The organism is Vibrio sp. 10N.286.49.C3 (assembly GCF_041469545.1).
In the GTDB taxonomy this organism is placed as follows: Bacteria; Pseudomonadota; Gammaproteobacteria; order Enterobacterales; family Vibrionaceae; genus Vibrio; species Vibrio tasmaniensis_A.
The window spans coordinates 16,021-42,543 of record NZ_JBFRKT010000046.1 but is presented as its reverse complement, the minus strand read 5'-3'; the positions used below and the strand labels follow the sequence as shown (position 1 = coordinate 42,543).

Below are 26,523 nucleotides of genomic sequence, written 5' to 3'. Positions count from 1 at the left end.
TAATAGATAGAAGTTGGTAGTAGGGTAAACATGGCTGTTGTTGGATTAGGTACAGATATCGCAGAAATTGAACGTGTTGAAAAGGCATTATCACGAAGTGGTGAGGCTTTCGCTCAGCGTATTTTGACCGATTCTGAATTTGAAGTATTCCAGCAACTTAAGCAAAAAGGGCGTTACCTTGCAAAGCGTTTTGCTGCAAAAGAGGCGGCGTCTAAGGCATTAGGCACAGGCATCGCTCTTGGTGTGACCTTCCACGATTTCGAGATTTCAAACGATGAGCATGGCAAGCCAGTTCTAAGCCTGCATAAAAAAGCGCGTGAAATCGCAGATGCGAGTGGTACAAAGTCGATTCACCTGACTATCTCTGATGAGCGCCATTATGCGGTGGCTACGGTACTACTCGAGTCGTAAATAGATTACCGCTACTTTATACCAATCGTAGTAAATAACTGTTCACCCTAGCTTGTTAAAAAACTCGATAACTTCGTTAGAATTTTTGATTGTAGAATAACTACTTATCGAAAAATCCTGCCTTGTTCTCAAGCTTTTTTCCTACGCTATTTTTGATCACTTACTTACTGTGATTGGTATTATATCTGGTGCTCTAGGTTCTAGACAGAAAAAAGCAGAGCTCATGAGCTCTGCTTTTTATTGGCTGGTAAATCGTTTAATGAATATTTGTGAGTAAGAAATATTCGCTAGGTCTTGGCTGGTTTCAAATAATGAATCGCGGTTGCTTGAACCTTATCTAATTCATCCTGAAGTTCAAAAAGCTCCGGTTCAATGTCTTCAACAGAAGTGCCTGAACGAAGTTCTTTCTCTATCGTTGCACATACCGACTTAAGCCTTGGTACCCCACTGTATGAGCTGCTGCCATGCATCTTGTGGATGATGTGTGTCAGCGCTTCAACGGGGTAGTCACTGTCTTCGATCGCTTTTTCCGCGGCTTCATAAACTTCAGGAATAAAATCTACGAGCATTTGCAGCATATCGCGTGCGAGGTCTTCTTTATTGGCGGCTTGTTTCAAAGCAGCTTGCCAATCAATGATGATGTTTTTGTGCTCGCTGGCTTCAACTTCTGAAACAGAGTTGTGGTCGATTTCAGCAGAGACCGCCGGGTGATCTGGGTCTATTTTATCAATGTGCTCAATCTCAGAGGTAGGGCTCCAATGAATAAGAACCTGTTGTAACACATGCTCTTCGATAGGCTTGGTTAGGTAGTCATCCATACCTGCTTCAAGTAGTCGGTCACGCTCTCCCATCATTGCATGCGCAGTAACAGCAATCACAGGCGTGTTTGCATTGTTCGCCAACGCCTTAATTTTTTGGCAAGCGGTCACGCCGTCCATCTGCGGCATTTGAATATCCATGAAAATGACATCAAATGGAGTCTCTGTCGCTTTGTCGAGAGCTTTCTGACCACTAGTACAACTGATCACTGTCTCTACGCGCTCTTTTAGCAGCGCAGTAATCAGTTTAAGGTTGGCAGGGTTGTCGTCGACCGCCAATACCGTAAGCGGTAGTTTCTCTTCTGAATGTGTTTCAATAGCGGGTGCAATTAAGGTTGGAGCTTGATTCGATACCAAAGTTTGCAGCAACTTCTTGCGAGAGAGAGGCTTGGTGATGCATTGGACATCAACCTCTTTCATCAGTTGCTCACCTAATGCAAGCTCGGTACTTGGCGTACCAATAATGACGTTCTGAGCGATTTTCTTCGCGCCAATCGCCCAACCACTCACGGTATCAAATTGATACTCTTGGTTCGCGGCTAGGTTGAGTAGAACGTAGTCATACGAGGTCGACTCGTCAGGCATCACCGAACGATACGTTACCACCAAGCCTTCTTGGGTTAAGATTTGCTGAGTAATCGACGCCGCTTGCATGTTTGGCTCGATAAGCAGCAGCTGCTTGTCTTGCAGGCACTGAGTCTCAATCAGTTCAGTCATCGGCATATCAGTCGTTGATAGTCTCAAAGTAAACCAGAAGGTTGAACCTTGGTGAAGACGACTGGTTAGGCTGATCTCTCCGCCCATTTGGCTGACCAGTTTTTGGGTGATTACCAGACCTAAGCCTGTACCACCATAACGACGAGAGATGCTCGCATCAGCTTGGCTGAAGGCTTGGAAAAGTTGTGCTTGTTGGCGCTCTGAGATACCAATGCCCGTATCTCGAACCATAAACTGCAGCTCAATGTTGTCTTCGCTTTGTGAACGAAGTTCAACGCTGATGTCAATGTTGCCACGCTCGGTAAACTTGATCGAGTTACCCACGAGGTTAGTCAGGATCTGTTGGATACGCAGTGGATCACCAACAACGCCTGGTGGTACTTTCGGGTCGATCTTAAGTGTAAGCTCAAGACCTTTTTCATGAGCATTAGTGGCTTGAAGGTTAACCACCTCTTCTAGGCTCGCTTGGAATTCAAATGGAATGTTTTCTAGAGCGAGTTTGCCGGCTTCAAGTTTCGAGAAGTCCAAGATATCGTTGATGATGCTGAGTAGGTTGTTGGCCGAGCGTTCAATGGTCTGCAGGTAATCGGTTTGGCTGTTCGATAGGTGTGTCTTGAGCATCTGACGAGTAAAGCCAATCACACCATTGAGTGGTGTTCTAAGCTCATGAGACATATTCGCCAAGAACTCGGATTTAACACGAGCGGCTTCTTGAGCTCGTTTTTTCGCAATGTCTAACTCAACGTTTTGAATCTCTAATTGCTCTAGGGTTTCACGCAGATCAGATGTTGCTTGGTCGATGCTGTGCTGCATCTCGACGTGATATTCTGATAGCGAGACCGCCATCGCGTTGATACCGTTTTTCAGTGAATCAAGCTCACCATGCATTTTGCCTTCGATACGCACATCTAAGTGGCCACGACGAATTCGATCGACCATGTTTTTCATGTGTGTGATCGGTTGGGTTACATCGTGCATCAAGCGGAAGGCAAATACCCCAGAAAGTCCAAGACCAAGGATCAGCACCAAGAAGGCAGAGAACACTTCTTGATATTGCTGCAATCGAAGTGACGACAAGTCTAACTCTATCGCAATATAACCGATCGCTTGGTTCGCTTGAGACTGGCCATTAGCTGAGTTGATGTATTGTCCCTCAGCGATGATGGGTGTCCTAAGAATCAGCGTGTTATCGAGCAGGTTCGATGAGCTTAAATGCGGAATCGGTTTATCTTTCGGATAGGTCAGGCTTTCAAAATCAGGATGGAAGTTTGACGTTACAAACAACTCATGACGTTCATCAAACACCGCAATACTGCGCACCAGCTTAGAATTTTTTCGATGAGCATAGCTAATCAGCTGACGAACAGACTCTCGACTTTCGAGCTTCATGCCAGACTCACTCGCAATCGCTAGTGGTTCAATGATGCTAGTACCAGTGTTAACCACTTGACCCTCAAGGTCTTGATAGCGGTTAAATGAGAAAAATGCACTCAATAGCAGCCCAATAATTAGGGTTGGAGCTAGAGTTAAGGTAATTACACGGGCTCTTAAGCCATATCTGGTCATGTTCTTTAATTACATCGAGGTCTGGATATGGGAAAATAACGCACACAATGGCGGTTAAGTGAACGGTAAGCTTAATCAAAGCCGTGACGTTCGACAATGATTCCAAGACAGAATAGTGAGTCCTGGATACCAATTACTTATTAAAAGATACATTAGGCACAAGCAATGGCACGTTTTTTCCAACCAAAAAAGAAAACTCAACTCGAGACCAAGCATCAATCGGTTTTGGTTGAACGAATGGATCACAATGGCGCTGGCATCGCTTATCAGAAGAACAAACCCGTTTTCATTGATGGCGCATTGCCCGGTGAGAAGGTGGTTATTCAACTTACTGAGAGCAAAAGTAAGTTTTCGCGAGCAAAACTCATCAAATTACTTCAACCGAGTGAGCTGCGTTTAAAGCCATTCTGTAAGCACTTTAATCAGTGTGGTGGCTGTCATCTTCAACATCTCGGTTACTCATCTCAGGTTGAGCATAAATCACAATCTTTGACGCACCTGATGAGCAAATACCAAACGGCTAACACCGAAGTCGCCCAGCCGATTGTCGGTGATGAAACCGGTTATCGTCGTCGCGCGCGTATCAGTCTATTTGTTGATAAGAAGACACAGCAGCTTCAGTTTGGTTTCCGTAAGAAACAAAGTAAACAGGTTGAAAACATCACCGACTGCGCGGTGCTTGACCCTCGCCTTAATGTATTGCTGCCAAAACTGAAAAGTTTACTGAACACTTTCAGTAGCCTTACGTCTTTAGGACATGTTGAATTGGTGTTGGGTGATACTGGCCTTGTTATGGTGCTGCGTCACCTTAAACCTTTGGTTGAAAAAGATGAGCAAGCGTTGATGACGCTCGCGAAAGAAGAAGGTGCAACGCTGTACTCGATGCCAGAAACCGATAAGTTGGTTCGTTTGGTGGGTGATTCGCCAAGCTATAGTGAAACCGGTGTAACCTTACCTTTTGAGCCAAACCACTTTATACAAGTTAACCAGAAAGTGAACCAACAGATGGTTGCTCAAGCGATTGAGTGGTTAGAGCCTCAAGCGGATGAGCGTGTGCTTGACCTGTTTTGTGGTTTAGGCAACTTCAGTCTGCCTATCGCGCAACAATCGGCGTTTGTGGTTGGTGTAGAAGGCGTTGATGAAATGGTTCAGCAAGCCACATCTAATGCAGCGTTAAACCAGTTAAGCAATACGGAATTTTACCAAGCTAACCTTGAAGAAGACTTATCTTCACAGCCTTGGGCAAAAGAGAAATTCGATAAAGTATTGCTTGACCCGGCACGTGCTGGAGCGAGTGGGATCGTTGATCAAATTTCAGCGTTAGGAGCGAAGCGTGTGGTTTATGTTTCGTGTAATCCTGCTACTCTAGCGAGAGATTCTGAGAGTTTAGAAAAACAAGGCTATCAATTAGCCAAACTTGGTATGTTGGATATGTTTCCCCATACCAGTCATCTAGAATCGATGGCTCTCTTTATCAAGGCTTAGAAGCCCTTAAATAAGGCTTAAAAATGAATCACAAAGGCGCAGGGAAGCCTGCGCTGATATCAATATGAGTCGAACTAACTTGGAATCAGTTAGTCATATTGAATTGGGTATAAAACATAATAACTAGGAAGGCATGATGGTTGCGGTACGAAGCGCACATTTAAACCCAAGCGAACAGTTTGAGCTAGAAAGTTGGATTGCGTCACTGAATCAAGACGTAAAAACCTCGAATAAACTGACCAAAGTTTATCGTCACTGTGAAGAGCTATTAAAAGATCACGAGCAAGCGTCGCTCCTGCTTTGGCGTGGACGTGAGATGATCGAAATCTTGGTTACGTTGTCGATGGACCGTGCCACTTTAATTGCAGCGCAACTTTTCCCCGTTGTTTCAAGCGGCGTTTTTGGACGTGAAGCGTTTGAAGAAAGCTACGGTAAAGAAACCGTAAAGTTAATTGATGGCGTTGAAGAAATGGCAGCTTTGGGCCAGCTCAACGTTACCCTTGAAGGCAGTGCTGCCTCGGGACAAGTAGATAACGTTCGTCGAATGTTACTGGCCATGGTCGATGATTTCCGCTGCGTCGTCATCAAGCTAGCAGAACGAATTTGCAACCTCATCGAGGTAAAAAAGGCCCCTGATGCTGTTCGCCGTGCGGCAGCGAAAGAGTGTGCTAACATCTATGCGCCTCTTGCAAACCGTTTAGGCATTGGTCAGCTAAAGTGGGAAATTGAAGATTACGCTTTCCGCTATCAACAACCAGATACCTACAAGCAGATTGCCAAACAGCTGTCAGAGCGTCGTATCGTGCGCGAACAATACATCACTGACTTTGTTGATGACCTAACATCAGAAATGAACCGTTCAAGCATCAATGCTGAAGTCAGCGGTCGTCCCAAACACATCTACAGCATCTGGCGTAAAATGCAGAAAAAGGGCTTAGAGTTTGATGAGCTTTTTGACGTGCGTGCGGTACGTATTATTGCCGACCAACTGCAAGACTGTTATGCCGGTCTAGGTGTGGTTCACACCAAATATAAACATCTTCCAAGTGAATTTGATGACTATGTGGCGAATCCTAAGCCCAATGGTTACCAATCAATTCATACCGTAGTTCTTGGCCCTGAAGGCAAGACCATCGAAATTCAGATCCGTACCAAGCAAATGCACGAAGACTCTGAGTTAGGTGTGGCTGCGCACTGGAAGTACAAAGAAGGTGCTTCTAGCGGTGTACGCAGTGGCTACGATGAGAAAATCACGTGGTTGCGTAAGCTTATCGACTGGCAAGAAGAGATGTCGGATTCTGGCGAAATGCTGGATGAAGTACGTAGCCAAGTCTTTGATGACCGAGTCTATGCCTTTACACCACGCGGTGATGTGGTCGATTTACCAATGGGTGCAACGCCGTTGGATTTTGCTTACCACATTCACTCGATGGTTGGACACCGTTGTATCGGTGCCAAAGTCGCAGGTCGAATCGTTCCGTTTACTCATAAGTTGGCGATGGGCGATCAAGTTGAGATCATTACTCAAAAAGAACCGAATCCATCACGTGATTGGTTAAATCCGGCCACAGGTTTTGTTCATTCAAGTCGAGCTCGAGCAAAAATTAACGCTTGGTTCCGCGCTCAGAGTCGTGAGAAAAATCTCGAAGCTGGACGAGACATCCTAGAAGTCGAGCTAGGCAGAGTCGGCGCAACACTGAAAGATGCTGAGCAATATGCGCTGAAACGATTCAACGTCAATACACCTGATGAATTGTATGCAGGTATTGGTAGCGGTGATTTGCGTATTAACCAAGTGGTTAATCACATCAATGCTCTGGTCAATAAGCCGACGGCTGAAGAAGAAGATAAGAAAGCACTCGAGAAGTTGCTTGAGTCTGACAATAAGCCAGCGCATCAGAGCCGTCCGAAAAAGGATGCTGTCGTTGTTGAAGGTGTTGATAACCTAATGACCCACTTGGCTCGTTGTTGTCAGCCTATCCCGGGGGATGTGATCAAAGGTTACATTACTCAAGGGCGTGGTATCTCAGTACACCGCAGCGATTGTGAGCAGTTAAGTGAACTTAACCTACATGCCCCTGAACGTATCATCGATACGGTGTGGGGAGATGGTTTTGTAGGCTCGTATATCTTAACACTGCGTGTAGAGGCGCTAGAACGTACCGGCTTGTTGAAAGACATCACATCCCTGTTCTTGAACGAAAAAGTCAGTGTGACGACAATGAAGAGCCGTATTGACTATAAACGTCAGCTGTCGGTGATGGATTTCGATTTGGAAGTGACCAATATTGAAATTCTGAGTCGAGTGACAAGCCGAGTAGAACAGATCAAAGATGTTATGAGCGTAAAACGCCTAGGCTAGTTTTTACGTCGTACTTGGCCTTCTAACTGTGTTAACTGCACTATACTCGCTTCATCACATAGGCAAGCTATGCTCAGAAGTCTCGTAAGTTTGTTGCCTTGTTAGAAGAGCCAATTACTTAGTAAAACAAAGATAGTCGTCATTCCCTACAGTGAGGGACGAACGTGATAGGGAATCTCGCCAAGCGATTTGAGATCCCCAACTCGCTCATTCTTCGCTCTTGAGGATGACCGAAAAAATAGAAAGGTGAGTGGTTTTGGCTGCTCACCTTTTTTAGTTTTAGTGAAGTTTTAAATTTAAAAATCAAAGACAGTGAATAGGAAGAAAACGATGAATCACCCGATTGAACAACTTGAACAGATCATGACTAAGCTGCGCGATCCTGAGGGTGGCTGTCCTTGGGATTTAAAACAAAATTTTGAAACCATTGTGCCGCATACGATCGAAGAGACCTATGAGGTGGTGGACGCGATTCACAATAAAGATTGGCCAAACTTACAAGAAGAGTTGGGTGACCTGTTGTTTCAGGTGATCTTCTATAGCCAATTGGCGAAAGAGCAGGGCTTGTTTGAGTTCTCTGATGTGGTCGACGGTATCAATGAGAAGCTGACGCGCCGTCATCCACACGTATTTTCTGATACAGAGTTTGCCAGTGATGAAGAAATTAATGCCAACTGGGAAGCTGAAAAAGCCAAAGAGAAAGCACAGGCAGGCAAAACTCAAGAAAGTATTCTAGACTCAATACCAAACTCTCTACCTGCACTTTCGCGTGCTACAAAGATTCAAAAGCAAGTCGCGAAATTTGGCTTTGATTGGGACTCTATCGGCCCGGTCGCTGATAAGGTTTTAGAGGAAGTTGATGAGGTGCTAGAAGAAGCGCTTCAAGTAACGCCAAACGAAGATTTAGTTGAAGAAGAACTGGGTGATTTGTTGTTTGCTACCGTCAATTTAGTGCGACATTTGGGTAAAAATCCAGAAACGGCTCTCAATAAAGCCAATCTGAAATTTTCACGCCGCTTTAAAGGTGTGGAACAAAAAGTTCGTCAGCAAGATAAAATTTTGACCGACTTTTCTCTACAACAGCTTGATTCCATATGGGATGAAGTCAAAGTGGCGGAGAAAAGATCATCAAAGCTTTTATCATGAATTGATTTGAAGCAAAAAATAAAAAATAGCAGTGTGATAGATTTCACGTTGTGGCGATAAGGGGCTTCTGGTATATTTTCATCCCGTCCAGAAGTAATCCATTTCCCTCATTCAACCAATTTCAGGTTAAACATGACGACAAATTACATTTTTGTTACTGGCGGGGTTGTATCCTCTCTAGGTAAAGGTATTGCAGCAGCATCTCTTGCGGCTATTTTAGAAGCTCGTGGTCTTAAAGTGACTATGATGAAGCTTGACCCTTACATCAACGTTGATCCAGGCACAATGAGCCCGACTCAACACGGTGAAGTGTTCGTTACGGAAGATGGCGCTGAAACTGACCTTGACCTTGGTCACTACGAGCGATTCATTCGCACCAAGATGACTAAGCGTAACAACTTCACTGCAGGTCGTGTTTACTCAGACGTACTCGCTAAAGAGCGTCGCGGTGATTACCTAGGTGCAACTATTCAGGTTATCCCGCACATCACTAACTCTATCAAAGAACGTGTAATTTCTGGCGCAGCTGGCCACGATATCGCGCTAGTTGAAGTTGGTGGTACGGTTGGTGATATCGAATCTCTACCATTCATGGAAGCGATTCGTCAGCTAGCAGTAGAGCTAGGCCGTGAACGCGCAATGTTCATGCACCTTACTCTAGTGCCATACCTAGCAGCTGCGGGCGAAGTGAAAACTAAGCCAACGCAACACTCTGTAAAAGAGCTGCTGTCTATTGGTATTCAGCCAGACATTCTAGTTTGTCGTTCAGACCGCAACATTCCTTCGAACGAGCGTAAGAAAATTGCTCTGTTCTGTAATGTGCAAGAAAATGCAGTTATTTCTATGCGCGATGTTGACTCTATCTACAAGATCCCTCAGCTTATTAAAGCTCAAGGCACTGATGAACTTGTATGTAAGCGTTTCGGCATCACAGCTCCAGAAGCAGACCTGTCTGAATGGGAACAAGTAATTTACGAAGAAGCTAACCCAACGGGTGAAGTGACGATTGGTATGGTTGGTAAGTACATTGAACTACCAGACGCATACAAATCAGTAAATGAAGCGCTAAAACACGCGGGCTTGAAAAATCGCCTAAGCGTTAATATTAAATACGTAGATTCACAAGACGTTGAGTCTCGTGGCGTAGAAGTTTTAGAAGGCCTAGATGCAATCCTAGTTCCTGGTGGCTTTGGTGATCGTGGTGTTGAAGGTAAGATTCTTGCTGCTCAATACGCTCGTGAAAACAAAGTACCTTACTTAGGTATCTGTCTAGGTATGCAAGTAGCACTTATCGAGTACGCTCGTAACGTTGCGAAAATGGAAGGGGCACACTCTTCTGAATTCTGTACTGAAACTAAGTACCCAGTTGTTGGTCTTATCACTGAGTGGACTGACGGCGAAGGTAAAGTTGAAGAGCGTACAGAAACATCTGACCTTGGCGGCACAATGCGTCTTGGTTCACAGCTTTGTCACCTAGCGAAAGGGACAAAAGCTTACGAATTATACGGTAGCGCGACGATCCATGAACGTCATCGTCACCGTTACGAAGTGAACAACAATCTTCGTCCACAAATTGAAAAAGCGGGCCTAAAAGTATCGGGTCTATCTGCGGACAAGAAACTGGTTGAAGTTATCGAGAATCCGAACCATCCATGGTTCGTTGCTGCTCAATTCCACCCAGAGTTCACTTCAACACCTCGCGATGGTCACCCATTGTTTGCAGGTTTCGTTAAAGCAGCTGGCGAGTTCCAGCGCGGCGAATTAGAGAAGTAAAAAGGAATACAGGTAGCTGCGTAAGTTGTGCTGCTACCTTTAAATTTGACATTTATATATTCAACGAGAAGGAAACATTCAATGTCTAAGATCGTTAAAGTTCTAGGTCGTGAAATCATCGATTCACGTGGTAACCCAACTGTAGAAGCTGAAGTACACCTAGAAGGCGGTTTCGTAGGTATGGCTGCTGCTCCATCTGGCGCATCTACTGGTTCACGCGAAGCTCTTGAGCTACGTGACGGCGACAAATCACGTTTCCTAGGTAAAGGTGTTCTTAAAGCTATTGAAGCTGTAAACGGCCCAATCGCTGAAGCTCTAGTAGGTTCTGACGCTAAAGCACAAGCTGACGTTGACCAAATCATGCTTGACCTAGACGGTACTGAAAACAAGTCTAAGTTCGGTGCGAACGCTATCCTAGCTGTATCTCTAGCTAACGCAAAAGCTGCTGCTGCTGCGAAAGGCATGCCTCTTTACGAGCACATTGCTGAGCTAAACGGTACTGCTGGTCAATTCTCTATGCCTCTACCAATGATGAACATCATCAACGGTGGTGAGCACGCAGATAACAACGTTGACATCCAAGAGTTCATGATCCAACCAGTTGGCGCTAAGACTCTTAAAGAAGGTCTACGTATCGGCGCTGAAGTATTCCACAACCTAGCTAAAGTTCTTAAGTCTAAAGGCTACAGCACTGCAGTTGGTGATGAAGGTGGTTTCGCTCCTAACCTTAAGTCTAACGCTGAAGCTCTAGAAGTTATCGCAGAAGCTGTTGCAGCTGCTGGTTACGAACTAGGTAAAGACGTTACTCTTGCTATGGACTGTGCAGCATCTGAGTTCTTCGACAAAGAAGCTGGTATCTACAACATGAAGGGTGAAGGTAAAACTTTCACTTCTGTAGAGTTCAACCACTACCTAGCTGAGCTAGCGAACAACTTCCCAATCGTTTCTATCGAAGATGGTCTTGACGAGTCTGATTGGGATGGCTTCAAGCACCAAACTGAACTTCTAGGCGACAAGCTTCAAATCGTTGGTGACGATCTGTTCGTTACAAACACTAAGATTCTTGCTGAAGGTATCGAGAAAGGCGTAGCTAACTCTATCCTTATCAAGTTCAACCAAATCGGTTCTCTAACAGAGACTCTAGCTGCTATCAAGATGGCTAAAGACGCTGGCTACACTGCAGTAATCTCTCACCGTTCTGGCGAAACTGAAGATGCAACTATCGCTGATCTAGCGGTAGGTACAGCTGCAGGTCAAATCAAAACTGGTTCTATGAGCCGTTCTGACCGTGTTGCTAAGTACAACCAACTTATCCGTATCGAAGAAGCTCTAGGTTCTAAAGCTCCTTACAACGGTCTTAAAGAAGTTAAAGGTCAATAATTCCTAGCGAATTATTAATCTAAGCTTTTTAAATGCCTCGCTTATGCGGGGCATTTTTTTGTCTGTAGAAAATGACGGGAAGAAGCTCTAGGTTCTAAAGCTCCTCCTCGTTACATCTAAAGTTCGTCATTCCCTAGACTGATGAAGGAAGGAGTCGGGAATCTCATTGTTACCATACTTATCCCGACAATAATTCTCCGACTTATTGATTCCCTAACACCACATATCTCGCACCAATAAGCTCATTATGGTATATATGTGCCTTATTCTAGTTCCTTCTTTTTCAACCGGCGAAAGGTGTTATGCGAATTTTTGCTTTAGTACTGCTCATAGTGTTTGGCTGGCTACAACACACACTGTGGCTCGGTAAAAATGGTATTTCTGATTACTACGGTGTGAACAACGAAATCCAAGTTCAACAGCAAGTAAACGAAAAGCTCCATCTTCGTAACGCAGAGATGTTTGCGGAAATCGATGATCTACGCCAAGGCTTAGACGCGATAGAAGAGCGCGCACGTCATGAGCTTGGAATGGTAAAAGAAGGCGAAACGTTTTTCCGCATCATTGGTGAGGAATCCCATTAATGTCGACTCAACTTCAAAGTGTGATTGCCGTTGTACCTGCAGCGGGCGTCGGTAGCCGAATGAAAGCAGACCGCCCTAAGCAATATCTTAAGATTAACGGCAAAACGATTTTAGAGCACACCATTGAGAAATTACTGTCTCATCCACAAGTCTCTCAAATTGTCGTTGCGATCAGCGATGATGACCCCTATTACCCGGAGTTAGCACTCAACCAAAATCCAAAAGTGGTCAGAGTGTCTGGCGGAAGCGAACGAGCGGACTCGGTACTCTCTGCGCTAAACTGTATCGCTGAGCAGCAGCTTAGCGATTGGGTAATGGTTCACGATGCGGCAAGGCCTTGTGTTCAACTCAGTGATATCGACAAGCTAATTTCCGGCGCGATGAGCCATGATGTAGGGGCTATTTTAGCGGCGCCAGTTCGTGACACGATGAAGCGAGGTGCCCAAGGGCAGATCGAACATACCGTTGAGCGAGCCGATCTATGGCATGCACTTACGCCGCAAATGTTCAGAGCAAAGCCTCTGTGGAATGCATTAAGCGAGGCGTTGCAACAAGGCGTTTCGATTACCGATGAAGCCTCAGCCTTTGAATGGAAAGGTTTATCGCCCGCTTTAGTGGCAGGGCGCTCAGATAATTTTAAGATTACTCAGCCTGAAGATTTAGCACTTGCTGAGTTCTATTTAAGTCAGAATAAGGAATAATGATGATTCGTATTGGCCATGGCTTTGATGTACATAAGTTTGGTGGTGAAGGTCCGGTAATTATAGGTGGCGTTAGAGTCCCTTATGAGCAGGGTCTTATCGCACACTCAGATGGTGATGTTGCCCTTCATGCGTTGTGTGACGCTTTATTAGGTGCGATTGCTGCCGGTGATATTGGTCGTCATTTCCCCGATACTGATGATGAGTGGAAAGGCGCGGATAGCCGTGAACTTCTAAAAGATGTTTATCGTCGAGTAAAAGAACAAGGCTACGTGATTGGTAATGCCGATATTACTATCATGGCGCAAGCTCCAAAGATGGCGCCTCATATAGACTCTATGTGCCACGCTATCGCACAAGATTTAGAAACCAGCATTAGCAATGTGAATGTAAAAGCGACGACCACTGAGCGTTTAGGTTTTACAGGTCGCAAAGAGGGCATCGCATGTGAAGCGGTGGTCCTAATTACTAAAAGTGCGTAAGCACCAACACGAAAAGAACAGCATGTCAGATATTTTATCTTCATTGGCTTATCTAAACGGTAAACCAACTGCGAAAGCAAAACTAAAAGCAAAAGCCGAACACTTTGTCGTTAATGAAGACTTAGGTTTTGAGTTCACTGGTGAAGGCGAACACCTAATGGTGCGTATTCGTAAAACGGGTGAGAACACGAGCTTTGTAGCAAACGAGCTGGCTAAAGCGTGTGGTGTTAAGTCGAAAGACGTGAGTTGGGCTGGTTTGAAAGACCGTCATGCTGTGACAGAACAGTGGTTGAGCGTGCATCTACCAAAAGGTGAACCTGACTTTTCTGCTTTTCTTGCACAATACCCAAGCATTGAGATCTTGGCGACAGCACGCCACAACAAAAAGTTACGTCCAGGCGATTTAGTTGGCAACCAATTCGAGCTAACTTTGTCTGAAGTAACGGACTGCGATGATGTAGTCAAACGTTTGGAAAAAGTCGCTCAAGTGGGCGTGCCAAATTACTTTGGTGCTCAGAGGTTTGGCAATGAAGGTAACAACTTATCTGAAGCTCGTCGTTGGGGGCGTGAAAACGTTCGTACACGTAATCAAAATAAGCGCAGCTTGTACCTCTCTGCAGCTCGTTCTTGGATCTACAACTTAATTCTTTCTGACCGTATTGAGCACGATGCGTTTGCTTCGGCATTGGTCGGCGATATTGTAGTTAAAAACGATGCTCAACTTGCTGTGACAGCCGCTAATATCGAAGCTGTAAACCAAGATATCGCCAATGGTTCTGCGTTTATTACCGTTGCTTTAGCTGGAGATAATGCGTTACCGACGACGGATGCGTCTCAAGCTCTAGAGCAGAAACACCTTGATGCTGAACCGGATCTAATGGCGCTTATTTGTGGCAACCGTATGCGCCATGATCGCCGTGAAGCCTCGTTGAAGCCGATGGGTTTAGTGTGGGAAGTAAACGAAGACAATGTCACTCTTAAATTCTCTCTGGACGCAGGCTGCTTCGCAACCGCTATCGTTCGTGAGTTAGTTGAAGAAGTACACGTAGAAAGAACCTACGAGCAATAATGATTCTGCTTGGGTCTAAGTCACTTAATCTTGGAATTTAAGTGACTTGGCATTGGTACAAAAGAAAGGATACAAGATGAAGATTTTACTCAGCAACGATGATGGTGTGCATGCTCAAGGTATTCATGAGCTGGCAAATGAATTACGTGATCTTGCTGAAGTTATCATTGTGGCACCTGACCGTAATCGCTCTGGTGCTTCAAATTCATTAACTTTGGAACAGCCTTTGCGTGTTCAAGAGATTGCTAGAAATACCTATTCGGTACAAGGAACACCGACCGACTGTGTACATTTCGCATTGAACGAACTCCTAAAGAGTGACATGCCTGATCTGGTTTTAACGGGTATTAATCACGGAGCTAACCTTGGTGATGACGTGCTTTATTCAGGTACAGTCGCAGCAGCAATGGAAGGCCACTTTTTAGGTGTTCAATCGGTGGCATTTTCTCTGGTTGGAAAACAACATTTTAAGACAGCGGCAGCGGTTGCTCGCCGTATTGTCGAACAACATTTAGCAAACCCAATCCCGACCAATCGCCTGTTAAACGTGAACGTCCCTGACTTAGCATTAGAACAAATATCGGGTACTCAGGTGACACGTCTAGGTGCTCGTCACCATGCTGAAGATATGATTAAGCAGAAAGACCCACGTGGTCATGATATCTATTGGCTTGGCCCTCCTGGTAAGGAGCAAGATGCTGGTGAGGGTACCGATTTTTACGCCATTGAACATGGTTTTGTGTCGGTAACACCACTACAAGTTGATCTGACGGCACATGAGTCGTTGGGTGCGATGACTACATGGTTAGGGGATAAATAAGTGAGTAATCCACAAGCTGAGCGCTTAGTTACTTTTCTGATAGAAAATGGTATTCAGGATCAAAAGGTTCTTGATGCTATTTACTTACTACCGAGAGAGAGCTTTTTATCACAGGCTATGCATCACCAAGCCTATGATAATAATGCGCTGCCTATCGGGCAGGGGCAGACAATTTCTCAGCCTTACATTGTTGCTAAAATGACCGAGCTGCTTGAGTTACAACAAGACAGCCGCGTTTTGGAGATCGGAACGGGTTCTGGTTATCAAACGGCTGTTTTGGCTCAGCTGGTTGATCGCGTGTATTCGGTTGAAAGAATAAAGTCGCTACAATGGGATGCTAAGCGTAGGTTGAAGCAACTCGATTTCTACAACATCTCAACCAAGCACGGTGATGGTTGGCAAGGTTGGTCTTCTAAGGCGCCTTTTGATGCGATTATTGTCACCGCTGCTGCAGAGTCGATCCCTCAAGCGCTTTTGCAGCAGTTGAAAGATGGAGGCCGCTTATTAATTCCGGTCGGAGATGATGAACAACAACTGTTGAAGATTGTTCGCCACGGTGATGAGTTCTTATCGAGTGTTATCGAGATGGTGCGATTTGTACCTCTTGTACCTGGTGAGTTAGCTTAATAAAATTATTAATGGTGTAGGTGGATAGAAAGTCGATGCGTTCGAAGGTTTTTAAAGGAAGTTCTCTACTGCTTAGCTGTGCACTTGTTGGGTGTGCTGCGAATTCGCCTGCGCCAGTTTCAAGCTTAAACAAGAATTACTCATCGATTGATCGTGGTAGTTATCGTGGTAGTTACTATGAAGTGAAAAAAGGCGATACCCTTTATTTTATTGCTTACGTAACAAATAAAGATGTTAAAGAGCTGATTCGCTATAACAATCTGTCTGCACCTTATACCATCCATCCCGGACAGAGCCTTAAGTTATGGCGTCCTAGCTACAACGCTCCAGCGTATGGTAAATCAACGGTAGCGGTTGCAGCCGTCGCTGCGCCTGTTGCCGCATCCACAACTTTGTTGGCCTCAAGCAAACCTAAAACAACATCTCAAAAGAGTAAAAGCTCTAAATCTGCGCCCGCTCAAACAACCACCAAAGTGGCGAAAAAAGATCCACAAAAGAAGGTTGTACAATCCAAATCAAAGGAGTATGTTGGTTCTAAAGGTAAACAGAATGTTACACCGCCAACAAAACCAACGAGTAACAAAGTATCCAAATGGTTATGGCCAACGAAAGGGAGAGTAATTAAGAAGTTCTCTGTAGGCGAACAAGGAAATAAAGGCATAGACATAGCAGGACAGCGAGGTCAGCCAATAGTATCTACTGCAGGGGGAACGGTTGTTTATTCGGGTAATGCATTACGAGGCTACGGCAATCTAGTGATTGTGAAGCACAATGATAATTACTTAAGTGCATACGCGCATAACGACCGACTATTAGTATCTGAAGGGCAAAGTGTGAAACCAGGGCAGAAGATTGCAACAATGGGAAGCTCTGGAGCCAGCAGTGTCAGGCTGCACTTTGAGATTCGTTACCAAGGTAAATCAGTTAATCCAAAACGGTATTTACCTTAAATACAATATGCAAAAATTACGTATTGTATGGAGTGACATAGTCATTTAGCGACATATGAAGTTGTAATGTCATGCTAATTTCGCCAGGGGGAGGCATTATGAGTATAAGCAATGCAGTAACCAAAGAAGAGTTCGATCTTAACCAAGCAACCACGGAACAGGAAGCTCTTGGAAAAGCAAAACGAACAGTCACTAAGAAAACCGAAGCGAAAGAAGAGACTGAAGTTACGTCTAAAAGCTTAGATGCGACTCAACTCTACTTAGGCGAAATCGGTTTCTCACCACTATTAACCGCTGAAGAAGAAGTGCTTTATGCACGTCGAGCTCTACGCGGTGATGAAGCAGCACGCAAACGCATGATCGAAAGTAACCTGCGTTTGGTGGTGAAAATTTCTCGTCGTTATAGCAACCGTGGTCTTGCACTTCTCGATCTTATTGAAGAAGGCAACCTAGGTTTGATTCGCGCCGTAGAGAAGTTTGACCCAGAGCGTGGCTTCCGTTTCTCAACTTACGCAACATGGTGGATTCGTCAAACCATTGAACGTGCGCTAATGAATCAGACTCGCACTATCCGTTTGCCAATCCATGTTGTGAAAGAGCTGAACATCTACCTACGTACCGCAAGAGAACTTTCACAAAAACTTGACCATGAACCAACGGCAGAAGAAATTGCTTCTAAGCTAGACAAACCTGTTGGTGATGTGAGCAAGATGCTTCGTCTAAACGAAAGAGTGAGCTCTGTTGATACACCTATCGGTGGTGATGGTGAGAAAGCGCTACTGGATATAATTCCGGACATCAACAACTCAGACCCTGAGGTTTCAACTCAAGATAGCGATATTAAGAACTCGTTGATTTTCTGGCTTGATGAGCTGAATCCTAAGCAGAAAGAGGTGCTTGCGCGTCGCTTTGGATTACTAGGCTATGAACCATCAACACTAGAAGAAGTAGGCCGTGAAATTAGCCTGACTCGTGAACGAGTTCGCCAAATCCAAGTTGAAGGTCTTCGTCGTTTACGTGAAATTCTAATCAAGCAAGGCTTGAACATGGAAAATCTGTTCAACGTAGAAAACGACTAAATGAACTGATTATGTTTCTTTGAATAGAAGACAAATAAAAACGCTGACTTTAAGTCAGCGTTTTTTTGTTTGTGGCTTTGGTATTTGATGCCGTCTAATCAAAATCACGGACGGCAATAACAAGCTACTTGATAAGAAACTAAAGCAGCTTCTTCAAACGGTAGAGCTCTTCTAGTGCTTGGCGAGGTGTTAGATCATCAGGTTCAACATTCGCTAGTGCTTGCTCCACTTCACTCGGTTCAGGGATCAGGCTCAGTTGGTTTGCGATATCAACGCCACTTGGTTTTGATGTTGGTGACTCCATGCTTAACGCTTCTAGTTGAGTCAACTTCGCTCGAGCATTCTTGATTACCGCTTTCGGTACACCAGCCAATCCCGCTACCGCTAGACCGTAAGATTTACTTGCGGCACCTTCTTGAACAGCGTGCATAAAGGCAATGCTGTCGCCGTGTTCTACCGCGTCTAGGTGCACGTTAGCCAGTGTTGGAAGTTGGTTAGGCAGCTCAGTTAGCTCAAAGTAGTGCGTTGCAAATAGTGTCATCGCATTGATTTGATTGGCTAGCCATTCCGCACTTGCCCAAGCCAGAGACAGACCATCGTAAGTACTGGTACCACGACCGATTTCATCCATTAACACAAGGCTATTTGGTGTCGCGTTGTGTAGAATGTTTGCGGTTTCTGTCATCTCAACCATGAAGGTTGAACGACCTGAAGCCAAGTCATCGGATGCGCCAATACGAGTAAAGATACGGTCGATAGAACCAATCGTCGCGCTTTCTGCTGGAACATAACAACCAATATGAGCCATCAGCGCAATGAGTGCAGTCTGACGCATGTAGGTCGACTTACCACCCATGTTTGGACCTGTGATGATCAGCATCTTACGTTGATCATTGAGGTCGATAGGGTTAGCAATAAAGGGTTCGTCCATTACTTGTTCAACCACAGGGTGACGACCTGCCTGAATTTGTACGCCAGCTGACTCTGTCATGGTTGGACGACAGTAATCAAGGGTGTCTGCACGTTCAGCTAAGTTTTGTAGAACATCCAGTTGAGACACTGAAGAAGCAATGTTTTGTAGTCGCTCTAGATAAGGCAGTAACAAATCAAACAACTCATCCCACAACTTCTTCTCGATAGCTAGGGCTTTCGATTTAGAGCTAAGTACTTTGTCTTCGTGCTCTTTTAGCTCAGGAATGATGTAACGCTCTGCATTTTTCAGCGTTTGACGGCGAACATAGTGTGGTGGCACAAGGTGGCTTTGTCCGCGGCTTACTTGAATGAAGAAACCGTGTACGTTGTTGTAGCCCACTTTAAGTGTATCGATACCATGACGTTCGCGCTCTTCTTGCTCTAGTTTATCAAGAAATTCGGTTGCGCCAGCCGCAAGGTCGCGCCATTCGTCTAACTCGGCATTGTAGCCTTCTGCAATTACACCTCCGTCACGGATAACCACGGGAGGGTTCTCTTTGATCGCTCGCTCAAGTAGTTCAGAAACCTCATCCACAGGCGAGGCATATTGAGCAAGTTGAGTTAGGTACGGGTGCTTCAGTTGCGTCAGTGTTTCTGCAAGCTCTGGCAAATATTCCATCGCTTGGCGAAGACGTGCCATATCGCGAGGACGAGCTGAACGAAGTGCTAATCGAGCAAGAATACGTTCGATATCCCCGATCTGTTTCAAGGTTGGCTGTAGCTCTGTAAAGAGAGCCAAATCTTTCATTTCACCAATCGCATCTAGGCGCTGATCGAGTGCAGAGATATTGCGCATTGGTTGATGTAACCAGCGCTTAAGCATACGGCTACCCATAGCTGTCGCAGTGTGATCTAGTACTTCGGCAAGGGTGTTATCAGTACCACCACCAAGATTTTGCGTGATCTCCAAATTACGACGAGTTGCTGCATCGAGGATCACCGAGTGATCTTGTTTATCCATCGTCAGTGAACGGATATGTGGAAGGGCAGTACGTTGGGTATCTTTCACGTATTGGATCAAACAACCAGCCGCACATAAGCCTAGTTTCGCGCCTTCTACGCCAAAGCCAACCAGATCGCGAGTACCAAACTGCTTATTCAATTGCTGCTTCGCGGTATCTAATTCAAATTCCCATACCGGGCGGCGGCGATTGCCATTACGGCTTGCCATTAGATTTACAGGTTCGAAATCTTCAGGGAACAGTAGCTCACGAGGAGAGGTTCTCTGCAGTTCTGCCGCCATTGCTTCTTCGGTTTCCGGCTCACATAGCTGGAATCGGCCAGAAGTAATATCAAGCGTCGCGTAGCCAAATTTACCATTGTGGTGGTAAATAGAGGCAATCAGGTTATCAACACGCTCAGAAAGCAGTGCTTCGTCGGTTACGGTTCCCGGAGTCACAATTCTTACGACAGCGCGATCAACCGGGCCCTTTGAAGTTGCTGGATTACCAATCTGCTCACAAATCGCTACGGACTCGCCCAACTGCACTAACTTCGCAAGGTAACCTTCAACGGCGTGGTATGGAACGCCCGCCATAGGAATAGGCTCACCGTTTGAAGAGCCACGCTTGGTTAGCGAAATATCGAGGAGTTGAGAGGCTTTTTTAGCATCATCGTAGAAAAGCTCGTAGAAATCGCCCATGCGGTAGAACAGCAGAATTTCTGGATTTTCTGCTTTTAGCTTTAGGTACTGCTGCATCATGGGAGTATGTTTTTGATCGGCTTTCACAGTTAACTTCTTTCGTTTATTTCTATTGCGGCTTAGGATACGTGAAAGCGTTTCGTGCGAAAAGCGACACATGCGAAAAGATGCGAATCCGAATGATATGACAGTAGATAAAGGGAAGTTGATGATGCAGATGACTCAAGATCTTAGTGAACAGCTTGGACACTTACTCGCTAAACATAAACACGTTTTAGTGACGGCTGAATCTTGCACTGGCGGTGGGGTTGCTAGCGCGGTGACGGATATCGCAGGGAGCTCTGGTTGGTTTGATCGTGCATTTGTTACTTATAGCAATGAAGCGAAGCAAGAGATGATCGGCGTACAGCTTAAAACCTTAGTTGAGTTCGGTGCGGTGAGTGAGCCTGTCGTAATAGAAATGGCGAGCGGGGCATTGCAACATTCAAATGGGACTATCTCTGTATCGATCAGTGGTATTGCTGGCCCAGGTGGCGCGACCGAAGATAAGCCTGTTGGAACGGTATGTTTCGCTTGGAAAGCACTAAACGGTTGGGATAAAGTAGAAACGCATGTATTTACAGGCGACAGATCACAAGTACGCCAACAAGCCACGCACCATGCCCTACAAGTTATTTATGATTACCTATCAATGGAAGGTAAGTAACATTTGTACAAATTATTTTCATACAGGTATAGACACTGTATGAATAAACAGTATAATAAAAGCCAATTAGTCACCCCTATGTGGGTTAGAAATAGATTCTAGATCGCTTGTTAAGACAACCGATTATGTGGAGATAGTAATGGACGAGAATAAACAAAAAGCGTTAGCCGCAGCCCTTGGTCAGATTGAAAAGCAATTTGGTAAAGGTTCAATCATGCGTCTTGGTGATAACCGCACAATGGACGTAGAAACTATTTCTACAGGTTCTCTATCTCTAGATATCGCACTAGGTGCTGGTGGCCTACCGATGGGACGTATCGTAGAAGTTTACGGTCCAGAATCATCAGGTAAAACAACGCTAACGCTTGAGCTTATTGCTGCAGCACAGAAAGTGGGCAAAACGTGTGCATTCGTCGATGCCGAGCACGCACTAGACCCTATCTACGCTCAAAAGTTGGGTGTTGATATCGATGCGCTTCTTGTTTCTCAACCAGATACGGGTGAGCAAGCGCTTGAAATCTGTGATGCACTGGCTCGTTCAGGTGCTATCGACGTTCTTGTTATTGACTCAGTAGCTGCACTAACACCTAAAGCAGAAATCGAAGGCGAAATGGGCGACAGCCACATGGGGCTTCAGGCTCGTATGCTTTCTCAAGCGATGCGTAAGCTGACTGGTAACCTCAAGCAGTCTAACTGTATGGCCATCTTCATTAACCAAATTCGTATGAAAATTGGTGTGATGTTTGGTAACCCTGAAACAACAACAGGTGGTAACGCACTTAAGTTCTACGCATCTGTTCGTCTTGATATTCGCCGTACTGGCGCGATTAAAGATGGTGATGAAGTTGTTGGTAACGAAACTCGTATCAAGGTTGTTAAGAACAAGATTGCTGCACCATTCAAACAAGCTGAAACTCAAATCCTTTACGGCAAGGGCTTCAACCGCGAAGGTGAGCTTATCGACTTAGGTGTTAAGAATAAGCTAGTAGAAAAAGCTGGCGCTTGGTACAGCTACAAAGGCGACAAGATCGGCCAAGGTAAAGCAAACGCTGGTAAATACCTGCGTGAAAACCCAGAAGTTGCTCTAGAAATTGATACTAAACTTCGTGAGTTACTGCTAACTCCTGCTGTGCTTGAAGAGAAAGATGCAGAGAAGGAAGAAGAAAACGAAGAGCTATAAGCTAACGTTTTGTTAAGTCATCTTCATAAGAAAGCATGACTTTGAAAGATTTTAAAGCCTCGAATTTTCGAGGCTTTATTGTTTCAGTCGTAAAAATGTAAGGTATTTGATTGTTTAGAGGAAAGTGACGGTGGTTGGCTGCTCTAGATGACTTATAGTTATGCACTCATAAATCTATTCTTTATCAAATAACCAAAGAAACCCTTTGGATTAAATAGATTCCCGTCAAAATTTCTTTCCCCGAAAGGCCTATTACTAGACCTTTGTTCGTATCTTATTATTGAATTCGATCTGCTGAGTTAGTGCTTCTTAAGCTCGTCGAGTACCATGGCATTATGCTGTTCGTGAATCGTATTTACTCTGACGTGTTGGTGCTGATTAGGAGCCAGGCGCTCGTATTCTGTTAGGTAAATATCGCTGTGAATATGCTCTGCTATCATTTTTACAATTAAGCGATTATTGGCATACAAACCTAAGGTTTCTTCACGGTGTGAGAACATTAGGGCGAGCTTCATATCGGCTACGCACATAAAGCGGTGTGAAGGGTATTCGGTTTCTTCATTTTCAGAACGCGAATGTAGTTCTATCTTTTCATGTGGGCTCGCCATTTTGTTGAATGAAAAGCCAATCACTCGTACTCCACGTTCCACGGCGTCGCATAATTCTTTGCCAAACAACTCAAGGTTAAAATCGGTATTCAGGTAAATTTCTAGATTTGCCTGATTAATGATTTCCTTGGCCTTTTGAAGTAAGTTGTCGAACCCCGATACGTTGTAAACGAACTCTTTTTCCTCTTTCAGCATCATCTTAGATAATTCTGATTTAAGGAAATTAATATTGGTGACGGTCTTTTTTTCTATCTGGCTGAAAATCAAGTCTGGTGATTTAGCTTCGTACTCTTTAGTGTCGCCATCAGACATGAAAATGTAGCCATTGGCGTAAAGGTTATCGATAGACGAGTAAACAGAAGAGCGGGAGATAGAGATCTCTTTCGCGATTTTATATCCGCTGGATTGGCCGTTTTTGAGTAAATTAATATAAACAAGCGCATCGGTTTTGGTAAACCCAAAATCCATTAATTTGGTGACTAGCTCTGACACGGGTTGTCCTCTGAAACTATTCAATATCTTCTCCTTCTAAGGTTACCATTCTTGTCACGACGAGCGTAAATGATTGTTGTGATTTTTTTCAGCGATGAGAAACGCTCCGCGAGCAAAGGTGAATTCATCTTGTTTTGGGTGAATAATCACTGGAATTTCATTAACGTGAATGTAGCGAGACAATGCGACTTTTAAATCTGCCGTTAATGTAGGGTAGGTCGTTGCTTCGCCTGATAATACGAGTCGTGTGGGCTGTAATTGCTGAATGGGATTAACTAAACTGCGCGCCAATTGGTCGATATAAGTACGATATATGCGCGATGCATGCGGTTCACTTAGGTCTACGCCTGAAAAAATTTGCGTTAAAGTTTGGTCTTTTAGCACGACTTGATGATATTGCCGCTCAATACTTGGTGCGGATAAAAACTGTTCAATGCAGGCCTCATTTCCACAGCGACATACAGGAGTTAAGCCATCAACGAGCCATTGAAAATTAGGCAACCTTGAATGTGCCCAATGTGAGCTTAATGGGTGGTGCACTTGCTCGTTATTTTGATAAAAACTTATGCCACAACCATCGCCCAAAAATACGCTGAGTATGGCCTCTTTGTATAAATCTCTAGCCCTCTTATTTAGACTTGAACCTGCCGAGAGTGGTTGTTCAATTGAGTCAGCGCTTTTCATGGCGTTACTAATAGCGTCGCACGCAATGGCCGCACTGTGTGAATGCATCACAAGCGAGCAGTCGACCTTGAAATGCTGATTCAGGTTTAGTGTTAATTGGGTGATTTCTGGTGAGTGAGTAGGACTTGGTTTTGCAAGTTTACGTGCGGATTGGCAATGAGATAAAAAAAACTCGGATACACTTATGCCTATCGTGGCGATACGTCCATAGCGGTAGCTGACGCTCGATATTCGGCTTATCAAATGTTGGGTCAAGTGGGCAAGGTCGTCAGGAATGCGCTGCATCATTCTATACACCTCTTGTCCGTTAGAAGTGCTGGCGACCGAGTAAATAGAGTGGGAATCAATCGCGATTCCCATCACTATATTTGGTTCTGCTTTAATGGGCATGATTTGATTAATGACACACTTGGATTTAGTTCGCTTGCTCAATCACGTAGCCATAAGCGCTAATGGTCAGTGATTTTCCATCGAGTATGATCTGTTTATCTTTATCGCTGTTGTTTAAAACAAACATTAAATTGCCACGGCGGTAAGCGATACACTCTTTATCTGCCGTCTCTTTTTCATCCTTCACGTTTAACCAGTCAATGCTAGGCTGATTAAAATCGGGATTAGCTTTACGCAAAGCGATCATTTCTTGAATGAAGTTTTTGAATTCTAAGTCTTGCTCTGATTCTTCCCATATCATGCATTTTCGGTTGTCTTCGCTGCCCATGCCGCGGCCGCCATCCATACCAATCTCGCCACCATAATAAATGCATGGAGCACCGACTTGAGTGAACATAAATAAATAGGCTAATTTAGCTTTACGTTTGTCGCCCTGACATAAAGAGATAATGCGAGTGGTGTCATGGCTATCTAATAAGTTAAACATCGCTTCGTTTACGTTGCGTGGGTATGCCATGTACGACGCGTTCACTGCATTTACAAAGCTCTCTTTATCAACGTCGCCAAGACCAAAGTAGTCGGTAATGGCTTGTGTCAGCGGGTAATTCATCAACGAATCGTATTGGTCGCCACGTAACCAAGGCATACCTTCGTGCCAAATCTCACCAAGAATGTAGCAGTCTGGGTTGGCATCTTTTACGACTTTACGGAAGTCACGCCAAAACGCGTGGTCAACTTCGTTAGCTACGTCTAAACGCCATCCATCAATGTTGAACTCTTCTACCCAGTGGCGCGCTACGTCTAACAAGTATGCGCGACACTCTTCATTTTCAGTATTCAGCTTTGGCATTTCGACGACGTTGGCGAAAGTTTCGTAGTTTAAGTTCCAGAAATCCCATTCTTCTTTTGGCGTATCTGGGTATACAGGGAACTGATTGATCCAAAACCAGTCGGCGTATTTGGACTTTGCCCCGTTATTCACAACGTCTAGCCATAGTGGTGATTGAGACCCAATGTGGTTGAACACCGCGTCGAGCATAATTTTCATGCCGCGTTTATGGGCTTCATCGACGAGTGCTTTAAAAGCTTCATTGCCGCCAAAGTGCGGGTCTACATTGTAGTAGTCGACAGTGTCGTATTTATGGTTGGCGTTGGCTGTGAAAATAGGGCACAAATACAAACCATTCACGCCAAGATCTTGCAGGTAATCGAGCTTATCGATCACGCCCCATAAATCGCCACCCATAAAGTTGTCGGATACAGGTCTGGTTCCCCAAGGCTGCACGTTGGCAGGTGAAGTTTCAGGGCGACCATTAGCAAAGCGCTCTGGGAATATTTGGTACCAAATGGTGTCTTTTATCCACGTCGGTGTCTTTAAAACGTCACGAGGGTTTATGTAAGGAAAACAGAAGAAATTACTTAAGTTGCTCAGCTCGATTTCTGCGTTTTCAGTCGTTGAAATGTCGGCGCAGCGTTTTTCTCCAAATAGAATCTTTTCGCCGCCTTTTCCGTACAAAATAAAGCCATAGCGGCTACGACGTTTCGGTGGAGTAAACTCTGCAAACCAGTGGTCGTGGTACTCGGTTTCCCCTTCATGAATCATGGTCACTTCATTGCCACCCACCCAACCGTGTGCATCACTGCCACCTAGGTTGCCACCATCGAGACCACCTTCTGCCCAGTGGTACGGGTCGCCTATCCAAAGTGAAACCTTGTCTAGTTCGCCTTTTGCACAGCGTAAGCGAAGGTGAAGCGTTTCATTGTTGTAAGCGTAGCTGTCTGCACTTTTTGCTGAGTGAGTCAGCGAGCTTTTTGTGATTGAACTTTTTGTAATCGGTTTGTTGATAACTGAATTTGTAATAGCCATAGCGGAAATCAT

General features: G+C 44.8%; 21 protein-coding genes. 16 read left to right on the top strand and 5 right to left on the bottom strand.

What is annotated here, in order from left to right; translation table 11 throughout:
* The first annotated feature begins 30 nt into the window (after positions 1–30).
* Positions 31–411 (top strand): holo-ACP synthase, encoded by a 381-nt coding sequence (gene acpS / locus AB4180_RS17315; RefSeq protein ID WP_009847650.1) that lies wholly within the window; start codon positions 31–33, stop codon positions 409–411.
* Positions 412–698: 287 nt separating this feature from the next.
* On the opposite strand, the gene barA is transcribed toward acpS, so the two are convergent.
* Positions 699–3,512 carry a two-component sensor histidine kinase BarA gene (barA, locus tag AB4180_RS17310; RefSeq protein WP_102249684.1) on the bottom strand — a complete coding sequence of 938 codons (2,814 nt, stop codon included), beginning with the start codon at positions 3,510–3,512 and terminating at the stop codon, positions 699–701.
* Between the two features lie 165 nt (positions 3,513–3,677).
* On the opposite strand from barA, the gene rlmD reads away from it, so the two are divergent.
* The 13 genes from rlmD to rpoS all read left to right on the top strand — a co-directional run bounded on the left by rlmD (position 3,678) and on the right by rpoS (position 17,970).
* Positions 3,678–4,997 carry a 23S rRNA (uracil(1939)-C(5))-methyltransferase RlmD gene (gene rlmD, locus AB4180_RS17305; RefSeq protein ID WP_102249685.1) on the top strand — a complete coding sequence of 440 codons (1,320 nt, stop codon included), beginning with the start codon at positions 3,678–3,680 and terminating at the stop codon, positions 4,995–4,997.
* 136 nt (positions 4,998–5,133) lie between these two features.
* Positions 5,134–7,359: a GTP diphosphokinase gene (gene relA / locus AB4180_RS17300; RefSeq protein ID WP_102249686.1), complete on the top strand. Its 2,226-nt coding sequence runs from the start codon at positions 5,134–5,136 to the stop codon at positions 7,357–7,359.
* Positions 7,360–7,689: 330 nt separating this feature from the next.
* Positions 7,690–8,505, top strand: a complete 816-nt coding sequence (mazG, locus tag AB4180_RS17295) for a nucleoside triphosphate pyrophosphohydrolase (RefSeq protein WP_029223072.1) — start codon at positions 7,690–7,692, stop codon at positions 8,503–8,505.
* A 132-nt stretch (positions 8,506–8,637) separates the two neighbouring features.
* Complete coding sequence (locus tag AB4180_RS17290; RefSeq protein ID WP_012604779.1) at positions 8,638–10,278, top strand: CTP synthase; 1,641 nt, start codon at positions 8,638–8,640, stop codon at positions 10,276–10,278.
* 81 nt (positions 10,279–10,359) lie between these two features.
* Positions 10,360–11,658: a phosphopyruvate hydratase gene (gene eno, locus AB4180_RS17285; protein WP_009847644.1), complete on the top strand. Its 1,299-nt coding sequence runs from the start codon at positions 10,360–10,362 to the stop codon at positions 11,656–11,658.
* Positions 11,659–11,960: 302 nt separating this feature from the next.
* Positions 11,961–12,242, top strand: a complete 282-nt coding sequence (gene ftsB / locus AB4180_RS17280) for a cell division protein FtsB (RefSeq protein ID WP_012604777.1) — start codon at positions 11,961–11,963, stop codon at positions 12,240–12,242.
* Positions 12,242–12,943: a 2-C-methyl-D-erythritol 4-phosphate cytidylyltransferase gene (gene ispD / locus AB4180_RS17275; protein WP_009847642.1), complete on the top strand. Its 702-nt coding sequence runs from the start codon at positions 12,242–12,244 to the stop codon at positions 12,941–12,943. The genes ftsB and ispD overlap by 1 nt, the downstream gene beginning before the upstream one ends.
* Positions 12,944–12,945: 2 nt before the next feature.
* Entirely contained in the window at positions 12,946–13,425 is a 480-nt protein-coding gene (gene ispF / locus AB4180_RS17270; protein ID WP_029223073.1) for a 2-C-methyl-D-erythritol 2,4-cyclodiphosphate synthase, read from the top strand.
* 22 nt (positions 13,426–13,447) lie between these two features.
* Positions 13,448–14,494 (top strand): tRNA pseudouridine(13) synthase TruD, encoded by a 1,047-nt coding sequence (truD, locus tag AB4180_RS17265; protein ID WP_029223074.1) that lies wholly within the window; start codon positions 13,448–13,450, stop codon positions 14,492–14,494.
* 76 nt (positions 14,495–14,570) lie between these two features.
* On the top strand, positions 14,571–15,314 hold the full coding sequence (surE, locus tag AB4180_RS17260) for a 5'/3'-nucleotidase SurE (protein WP_009847639.1): 744 nt from the start codon (positions 14,571–14,573) through the stop codon (positions 15,312–15,314).
* Positions 15,315–15,941, top strand: coding sequence for a protein-L-isoaspartate(D-aspartate) O-methyltransferase (locus AB4180_RS17255; protein ID WP_017103823.1), 627 nt, complete (start codon positions 15,315–15,317; stop codon positions 15,939–15,941). It begins immediately after the preceding gene.
* Between the two features lie 35 nt (positions 15,942–15,976).
* Positions 15,977–16,891, top strand: coding sequence for a murein hydrolase activator NlpD (gene nlpD / locus AB4180_RS17250; RefSeq protein WP_009847637.1), 915 nt, complete (start codon positions 15,977–15,979; stop codon positions 16,889–16,891).
* Positions 16,892–16,989: 98 nt separating this feature from the next.
* Positions 16,990–17,970, top strand: a complete 981-nt coding sequence (gene rpoS, locus AB4180_RS17245) for an RNA polymerase sigma factor RpoS (RefSeq protein WP_009847636.1) — start codon at positions 16,990–16,992, stop codon at positions 17,968–17,970.
* A 139-nt stretch (positions 17,971–18,109) separates the two neighbouring features.
* Here the strand turns inward: rpoS and mutS are convergent, their stop codons facing one another.
* On the bottom strand, positions 18,110–20,671 hold the full coding sequence (gene mutS, locus AB4180_RS17240; protein WP_017103825.1) for a DNA mismatch repair protein MutS: 2,562 nt from the start codon (positions 20,669–20,671) through the stop codon (positions 18,110–18,112).
* Positions 20,672–20,795: 124 nt separating this feature from the next.
* On the opposite strand from mutS, the gene pncC reads away from it, so the two are divergent.
* Entirely contained in the window at positions 20,796–21,290 is a 495-nt protein-coding gene (gene pncC, locus AB4180_RS17235) for a nicotinamide-nucleotide amidase (RefSeq protein WP_029223075.1), read from the top strand.
* A gap of 139 nt (positions 21,291–21,429) precedes the next feature.
* Complete coding sequence (recA, locus tag AB4180_RS17230) at positions 21,430–22,470, top strand: recombinase RecA (RefSeq protein ID WP_029225458.1); 1,041 nt, start codon at positions 21,430–21,432, stop codon at positions 22,468–22,470.
* 299 nt (positions 22,471–22,769) lie between these two features.
* Here recA and AB4180_RS17225 read toward each other — a convergent pair whose 3' ends face one another.
* From AB4180_RS17225 to AB4180_RS17215, 3 genes are all read right to left on the bottom strand, one after another.
* Positions 22,770–23,570 carry a TrmB family transcriptional regulator gene (locus AB4180_RS17225; RefSeq protein WP_009847632.1) on the bottom strand — a complete coding sequence of 267 codons (801 nt, stop codon included), beginning with the start codon at positions 23,568–23,570 and terminating at the stop codon, positions 22,770–22,772.
* A 54-nt stretch (positions 23,571–23,624) separates the two neighbouring features.
* On the bottom strand, positions 23,625–24,542 hold the full coding sequence (locus AB4180_RS17220; RefSeq protein ID WP_102249687.1) for an ROK family protein: 918 nt from the start codon (positions 24,540–24,542) through the stop codon (positions 23,625–23,627).
* A 127-nt stretch (positions 24,543–24,669) separates the two neighbouring features.
* The gene (locus AB4180_RS17215; protein WP_102249688.1) at positions 24,670–26,523 is read right to left on the bottom strand and encodes a glycoside hydrolase family 13 protein; all 1,854 of its coding nucleotides are present in this window, start codon (positions 26,521–26,523) and stop codon (positions 24,670–24,672) included.